This is a genomic window from Mesorhizobium sp. M0208, from assembly GCF_040322015.1.
GTDB lineage: Bacteria > Pseudomonadota > Alphaproteobacteria > Rhizobiales > Rhizobiaceae > Mesorhizobium.
In genome coordinates this window covers 1-6,876 of the sequence record NZ_JAMYSP010000082.1, presented here as the reverse complement: position 1 = coordinate 6,876, position 6,876 = coordinate 1, and the positions used below count along the sequence as shown (strand labels likewise).

Genomic DNA, 6,876 nt, shown 5'->3' with positions numbered 1-6,876 from the left:
CGCGAAGCCTGAGGACGCGCAACGAAACGAATGTGGATTTCCTTCAGTTCTTGGCCTTGTCGACCAGCTTGTTTTGGAAATCCCCCGCGCGCCCGCAGCGCGAAGCCTGAGGACGCGCAACGAAACGAATGTGAATTTCCTTCAGTTCTTGGCCTTGTCGACCAGCTTGTTCTTGGAAATCCACGGCATCATCGCGCGCAGCTTGGCGCCGACTTCCTCGATCTGGTGGCTGTCATTGTTGCGGCGGATGCCCTTGAAGCGCGACATGCCGGCGCGGTATTCCTGCATCCATTCCGAGGTGAACTTGCCGGTCTGAATATCCTTCAGAACGCGCTTCATCTCGGCCTTGGTCTCGGCGGTGATGATGCGCGGGCCCGAGACGTATTCGCCCCATTCGGCGGTGTTCGAGATCGAGTAGTTCATGTTGGCGATGCCGCCTTCGTAGATCAGGTCGACGATCAATTTGACCTCGTGCAGGCACTCGAAATAGGCCATTTCCGGCGCGTAGCCGGCTTCCACCAGTGTCTCGAAGCCGGCGCGGATCAATTCGACCAGACCGCCGCACAGCACCACCTGCTCGCCGAACAGGTCGGTCTCGCACTCCTCGCGGAAATTGGTCTCGATAATGCCCGAACGGCCGCCGCCAACGCCGCAGGCGTAGGAGAGCGCCAGATCGAGCGCATTGCCCGAAGCATCCTGGTTGACCGCGACCAGGCACGGCACGCCGCCGCCCTTCTGGTATTCGCCGCGCACCGTATGGCCGGGCCCCTTCGGCGCGATCATCACGACGTCGACCGAGGCTTTAGGCTCGATCAGGCCAAAATGCACGTTGAGGCCGTGGGCAAAGGCGATCGCTGCGCCATCGCGGATGTTCGGCGCGATCTCGGATTTGTAGATGTCGGCCTGCAGCTCGTCGGGCGTGGCCATCATCATCAGGTCGGCCCACTTGGCGACATCGGCCACGCTCATCACCTTGAGCCCGTCGGCCTCGACCTTCTTGGCGGTCGCCGAGCCGGCCTTGAGGCCGATGGCGATGTCCTTGACGCCGGAATCCTTGAGGTTGAGCGCATGCGCCCTGCCCTGGCTGCCATAGCCGATGATGGCGACCTTCTTGCCCTTGATCAGGTTGAGATCGGCGTCGCGATCGTAATAGACACGCATTTTTCTTCCTTCCCGTTTTGAATTCAGAGGCCTCGCGGCCCGGTTTTTGCTCCGTAAAGAGCGAGAAACTGCTGCGTCGCCCGGACGGCATCGCCGCCGATCGCCGCATCAGTCAATTCCAGTCGGTCGCCAAGCAGCAGGCGGATCTGCACGTCACGGGCGACCAGTCCGAAAAAAGTGCGGAACGCCGTCTCAGCATCGGAAAACTCGAGGAAACCAGCTTCCTTGCCTGCCTCGAGCACCGGCTTAAGGCGCCTGGCCAGTGCGAAGCGGCCGTTCTCCAGCACGATGGCGCCGAGATCGTCTTTCCCCGAACTAGCATGGCCGACCGCCACCCGGTTCAGCGCGATCGAGGTGTCGCTCGAAATTACCTTGAGCCAGTCCGAAGCGAAGCGTTCGAGGCTCGCCGTCAGCGAAGCAAGGTCGAGCCCCTTGCGATCAACTGGCACTACCCGCACCTTGGACGCCTGCCATTGCACCGTTGCCGTCAACAGCCCGTCGCGATCGCCGAACCATTTGTAGAGCGTCTCCTTAGAGCAGCTCGCCCGCCGCGCCACCGCGGTCATGGTCAACTGATCGCCCTCTTCGACCAGCAGGCGAAGGGCAGCGTCGAGCACGGCTTTCTGCCGCTCCGTCAGCGTCTCGCTGGTGTCGATATCGGTTACAGCGTGCAACACAGTCTTTCCTCAGGAGGCGAACTCACCCGCAGTTCACATAGGAGCTCGATAGCGTACCGTACGTTACGGTTCGGCTTTATGGCGTATTGCCCGACCCGGCGCAAGCCTTTATTTCTGTAGCTTGCTCCATGCGGGGCATCAGGGGAGACACAGATCATGCTCGCCGGATTGCTTGCCTTGACCGTTACCGCAGTGTTCGCAGGCGCGGCTATCTACGTCAGCGTCGCCGAACAGCCGGCGCGGCTTCGCCTCGAGGACAAAGCATTGCTGCAGGAATGGCAGCCTTCCTACAAGCGCGGCGCCGCCATGCAGGCCTCGATCGCCGTCGTCGCCTGTATTCTAGGCCTCGTCGCGTGGTGGCTGACCAGCAATCTCGCTTATCTGGCCGGCGCCGTGCTGATTATCCTGCCTTGGCCATGGACGCTGCTGGTGATGATGCCGGCAAATAGGTTGCTGGAGGCGATGGACGCGAACACCATCAATGCTGAAGCTCGGACATTGATCGTCAAATGGGGCAATCTGCATATGGTCCGCGTCGGGCTTGGCGTTCTGGCGACATTGGCATTCCTCTGGGGCAGTGCCTGACCTCGCAAATCGGCGCATCTTCGCCATGAAGGCGTGTCACTCCAGGGCGGGCGGAACTCGCAGGCGCCCAAGCAGAGCTGACAGCGCATCGAGCTCATCATTGGAAAGCCGGGAGCCGACCAACTCCGCGATCGAGCGGCCGTAGACAGCCCACATGCGGCGACGCGTCTCGCGCCCCTTGTCGGTGACACGGACGGTTTGCCCGCGGCCGTCATCGGCAACGGGAAGCTTCTCGACCAGCCCGTCGGCTTCCAGCCGCGCCAGCAGCCGGGAGATGTTATACTGCGCAAACAGGGTGCGCTCGGTGAGTTGGAACGGCCGCAATCCGCCCTCGCCCGCCTCGGCAAGCTCATGCAGGACGTCGTACCACGCAAGCGGCGGCAGGCCACTGTCCTTCAGCGCGTCCTCGGCTCGTTCCAACAACTGGCGCGAAACCCGCATCAGGCGGGCCCAGGCTTTGATTGCTGGAGGTGTAGGAATCCCGGTCATGATTGCATCATAGGGGATAGATGCAATTGCATCAAGCTTGACGATCGATGCAAATGCATCTATATAGATGCAGTCGCATCAATCGTGAGAGGCAAATTCCGATGAAGTATGAAATCTGCAGGATCGCCGACGTTCCGGAAACAGGCAGCCTGATCGCTCCGTTCTTCGGCCGCGAGGTCCATGTCTACCGCAGCGGCGAGCGTATCCGCGCTGCCGCCAACGTCTGCCTGCATTTCGGTGGCCCGCTCGACTGCAAGGACGGCAAGCTCATCTGCCAGTGGCACGGCGCCTCGTTCGACATGGCGAACGGTGATCGCCTCGAAGGCCCGGCGCCGAAGGGCTCCCGCCTGATGTTCCTCTCCACCCGCGTCGAGGACGGCGCCTTGAACTATGTCTGGGGAGAGTGAGATGACCGGTAAGCTCATCCTCGTCAGCCACCATCTTTGTCCCTATGTGCAGCGCGCGGCGATTTCACTTCGCGAAAAGGGCGTGCCGTTCGAACGCATCACGGTCGATCTCGCCAACAAGCCTGCCTGGTTCAAGGCGATATCACCGCTCGGCAAGGTGCCGCTGCTTCGCGTTCAGCATGACGGCCAGGAAACGGTGATCTTCGAATCGGCGGTCATCCTCGAATTCCTCGAGGAAACCCAGCCAAATCCACTGCATCCCACCGACCCCTATGTCCGTGCCCGGCATCGCGGCTGGATCGAGTTCGGCTCGGCAATCCTCAATGCCGTCGCCCGCTTCTATTCAGCGCCTACGGAAGCCGCGCTGCTCGCTGAAAGCGCGACGCTAGCGGCAATGTTCGATCGCCTGGAAGTGGAACGGGCGAATGGCGCGGCTGGGCCATGCTTCGACGGCGAGCGCTTTTCACTGGTCGACGCGGTCTACGGCCCGATTTTCCGCTATTTCGACGTCTTCGACCGGATCGACGATTTCGGCATCCTGGACGGAAAGCCGCATGTCCAGGTGTGGCGCGAGGCGTTGCGCAAACGCCCATCCGTGAAGGGCGCGGTCGCTCCCGATTATCCGCAACGCCTCCATGCATTCTTGCAGGCTAAGGGTTCGCACCTTTCCGAAATCACCCGCCAAGGCGATCCGGCCATAGCGCTTCCGCAAGCCCTATCGGCTTGAATGGATTGATCACCGTTCCTGTAACCATGGAAGCAAGAAACTGCGGCGCCGGCGGGACTTTTGCCAGCGTCGCCACCAGCCTGTCGCGGACGAACGGCATCACAATCGAATCCGACTGATAAAACGGCGTCAGCACCAGCGACAGCGCCTGGAAGACCCGCACATGCCATCACCGCGTCCGGACATAGGCCTCCAGTGCAGTATCGACACGGTCCGTTCCTATGAGTGCGTAGTTGAGCGCGGCTGCATCGAGCAGCGCCATGTTCGCGCCCTGGCCGAGCTGCGGGCTCGTTGAATGGGCCGCATCGCCGATAACAGCCAATCGCCGTCCGGCTGGCGTCTTCATCGTGTGATGGCCATAGCGCGCCAGCGAAAGCTGCTCGAAACTGTCGATCTGGTCGATGAAGGCCGCGCATTCAGGCCACAGCCCGACCAATCTCGCCTTCCATGCCTCGAGACCTGCCGCCCAGACGTACTCGGCATCCGCCGGCTTGAGGCTCCAGAAGAATGCCGCCATCTTCTGGGCATCCGGCTCGGGCCGGCCGATTGGCAGCACGCCGATCATCACGCTTGCGCTGTCGTAGCGCTGCAGCAGCGCGTGCTCGTCGAAACCCTCGCCGCGCCAGCCAAGCGACGCCCAGAACGCGCCATAGGCGAGCGATCGCGGTTCGCCCGGATTGTTCACGCACCACCGCAGTTTGGAGCGTGAACCGCTGGCATCCACTACCAGGTCGAACGACCCCATCCGTCGTCCGTTGCGGCAGATCAATGTTGCCCGTTCGCCGGCTTCCAGCGTCTCAAGCTCGATGCCTGTCTCAATGTGGATCGCTTGGCGCCGGGCGGCGCGGAAAAGCACGCCGAACAGAGCCGCGCGATGTACCGCCAGCCCGAAACGGCCGCCACGCCGGGCATCGTAGCGGACGTCGAGCACTGTGCGGCCGGTCTTGGCATCTGCACCATGCAGGCGGTCTATGCGGCAGCCCAGCGCCAGAATGTCTTCAAGCAGGCCGAGATCGGCAAGCACCGTCAGCCCGGTCGGCTGCAGGATCAGCCCGGACCCGACCGGTTTTGGCCGGTCGAAGCGCTCGAAGATCGTGACCCTATGTCCGGCGCGCTCGAGATAGAGCGCGGCGGCAAGTCCAGCCGGCCCGGCGCCGGCAATCGCGATGTCCAGAGAATTGCCCATCTGCCCGCCCCAACCCAGGCCGGACAATCCTTCAGCGCTGTCGCTAAATCAAGGCGCCGTCTCGGCCTGGAGGCTCAGCCTTCGGCAGCATCGAAAACCTTCCGCGCCTCGCGTACAGCGCCGTGATTGAGCTCGGCCCATTGGATCAGCTGATGCAAGGGTCCAAACATCGAGCGCCCGAGATCGGTGAGGCTATATTCGACGCTCGGCGGCTTGGTCGGGAAGACCTGGCGATGGACATAGCCGTCGCGCTGCAGATCGTGCAACGTCTGGGTGAGCATGCGCTGTGAAATATCGGGCACGAGGCGCCGCAACTCGCCGAAGCGGTACGGCTTCTCGGCCAAGGCCTCCATCAGCAGCGAACTCCATTTGTTGCTGATCCCCTGGATCACGTCGCGAACCGGGCAATCCGCAAGGTTTCCGCCCCCGCTGCCTGCTTTGTATATCTCGAGCTTCGATCTCAGATTAACGATCTTGCCGTCCATGGCTGGTTCCCTGGGTGTGCCTACCTCCCGCAAAACTGCCTTCTTTACGAGGATGGGTCAATTCCTATTTTAGTGCTGGTCTCTTTTTGAGACTAACATATGCACCCGCCGCTCCGGCGCAACGTCAGGACCCTTCATGACCGACACCCTTCTTGTCACCGGCGCCTCCGGCCAGCTTGGCCGCGGCGTCATCAATCATCTGCTTGACACGCTCAAGATCTCCCCTCAGCGCATCATCGCCGCCACCCGCAATCCCGAAAATCTGGCCGATCTGGCAGCGCGCGGCGTCACTATCAGGGCGGCCGACTTCGACGACACCGCATCGTTGGCCAGTGCATTTACCGGCGCCGACAGAGTTCTGATCATTTCGACAAACGAGCTTGCCCTTCCGGGCAAGCGCCTGAAGCAACATGAGACCGCGGTCGCCGCCGCAAAAAGCGCCGGCGTTTCGCATCTGCTCTACACATCGATGCCCAATCCGGAGCCAGGATCGCCGGTGCTGTTTGCGCCCGATCACCACGGCACCGAGCAGGCGATCAAGGCGAGCGGCATTCCCTACACCATCTTCCGCAACGGCTGGTACCAGGAGAACCTGTTCATGGCGCTGCCGCACGCCATCGCCTCGGGGCAGTGGTACACATCCGCCGGAGACGGCCGTATTGCCCATGGCGCGCGCGACGATATGGCCGCGGCAATCGCCGCCGGTCTCGCATCGGGGGCAACCGAAAGCACGACATACACGCTGACCGGTCCGCAGGCCTATACGGTCGCTGAAATCGCGGCCCTCGTCACCGAAGTTACCGGCAAGCCAATCGAGGTCGTCCAGCTTTCGGACGAAGCGCTGACCGGGGGATTGAAGGCAGCCGGCGTCCCCGAAGGTTTCGCCCCGGTCATCGTTTCCTTCGACACCAATACCCGCTCCGGCCGCATCAGCATGGTGACGGACGCGATCGAGACGCTGTCTGGCAGGAGACCGCGGCCGCTGAAGCAATTTCTTGAAGCAAACAAGGCGGCTCTGGTGAGCTAAGCCTGACAAATGGTCGTGCCCTTCGAAGGGCACGACCATTTGTTCAGATAGCCACCTGCGTCCCGATCTCGACGACGCGTCCGGTCGGGATCTGGAAATATTCCGTTGCATCGGCCGCCGAGCGCGCCAGCC

Annotated in this window: 8 protein-coding genes and 1 pseudogene; 4 read left to right on the top strand and 5 right to left on the bottom strand. The window is 62.1% G+C overall.

All coding sequences use genetic code 11. The features are described 5' to 3' along the window. Positions 1-141 precede the first annotated feature (141 nt). A complete protein-coding gene (gene ilvC, locus NKJ17_RS33220) occupies positions 142-1,161 on the bottom strand; it encodes a ketol-acid reductoisomerase (protein ID WP_352691922.1) in 1,020 nt (339 codons plus the stop codon). A 23-nt stretch (positions 1,162-1,184) separates the two neighbouring features. Beyond that, positions 1,185-1,838 carry a TetR/AcrR family transcriptional regulator gene (locus tag NKJ17_RS33215; RefSeq protein WP_254820704.1) on the bottom strand — a complete coding sequence of 218 codons (654 nt, stop codon included), beginning with the start codon at positions 1,836-1,838 and terminating at the stop codon, positions 1,185-1,187. 156 nt (positions 1,839-1,994) lie between these two features. Here NKJ17_RS33215 and NKJ17_RS33210 point away from each other — a divergent pair, with 156 nt between their 5' ends. Beyond that, complete coding sequence (locus NKJ17_RS33210) at positions 1,995-2,423, top strand: anthrone oxygenase family protein (RefSeq protein WP_352509629.1); 429 nt, start codon at positions 1,995-1,997, stop codon at positions 2,421-2,423. Positions 2,424-2,459: 36 nt separating this feature from the next. Here the strand turns inward: NKJ17_RS33210 and NKJ17_RS33205 are convergent, their stop codons facing one another. Beyond that, entirely contained in the window at positions 2,460-2,912 is a 453-nt protein-coding gene (locus tag NKJ17_RS33205; RefSeq protein WP_352509627.1) for a MarR family winged helix-turn-helix transcriptional regulator, read from the bottom strand. A gap of 101 nt (positions 2,913-3,013) precedes the next feature. Here NKJ17_RS33205 and NKJ17_RS33200 point away from each other — a divergent pair, with 101 nt between their 5' ends. Both NKJ17_RS33200 and NKJ17_RS33195 read left to right on the top strand, forming a co-directional pair. Then, entirely contained in the window at positions 3,014-3,319 is a 306-nt protein-coding gene (locus tag NKJ17_RS33200) for a Rieske (2Fe-2S) protein (RefSeq protein ID WP_352509625.1), read from the top strand. Between the two features lies 1 nt (position 3,320). Continuing rightward, a complete protein-coding gene (locus tag NKJ17_RS33195) occupies positions 3,321-4,046 on the top strand; it encodes a glutathione S-transferase family protein (protein WP_352509623.1) in 726 nt (241 codons plus the stop codon). Here NKJ17_RS33195 and NKJ17_RS33190 read toward each other — a convergent pair. Together NKJ17_RS33190 and NKJ17_RS33185 are read right to left on the bottom strand one after the other, a co-directional pair. Continuing rightward, positions 3,994-5,232: pseudogene (locus NKJ17_RS33190) on the bottom strand (FAD-dependent oxidoreductase). The gene NKJ17_RS33195 and the pseudogene NKJ17_RS33190 sit on opposite strands and share 53 nt — an antisense overlap. A gap of 74 nt (positions 5,233-5,306) precedes the next feature. Continuing rightward, positions 5,307-5,717 (bottom strand): winged helix-turn-helix transcriptional regulator, encoded by a 411-nt coding sequence (locus NKJ17_RS33185; protein ID WP_352466906.1) that lies wholly within the window; start codon positions 5,715-5,717, stop codon positions 5,307-5,309. 136 nt (positions 5,718-5,853) lie between these two features. On the opposite strand from NKJ17_RS33185, the gene NKJ17_RS33180 reads away from it, so the two are divergent. Beyond that, complete coding sequence (locus NKJ17_RS33180; RefSeq protein ID WP_352509621.1) at positions 5,854-6,744, top strand: SDR family oxidoreductase; 891 nt, start codon at positions 5,854-5,856, stop codon at positions 6,742-6,744. Positions 6,745-6,876 lie beyond the last annotated feature (132 nt).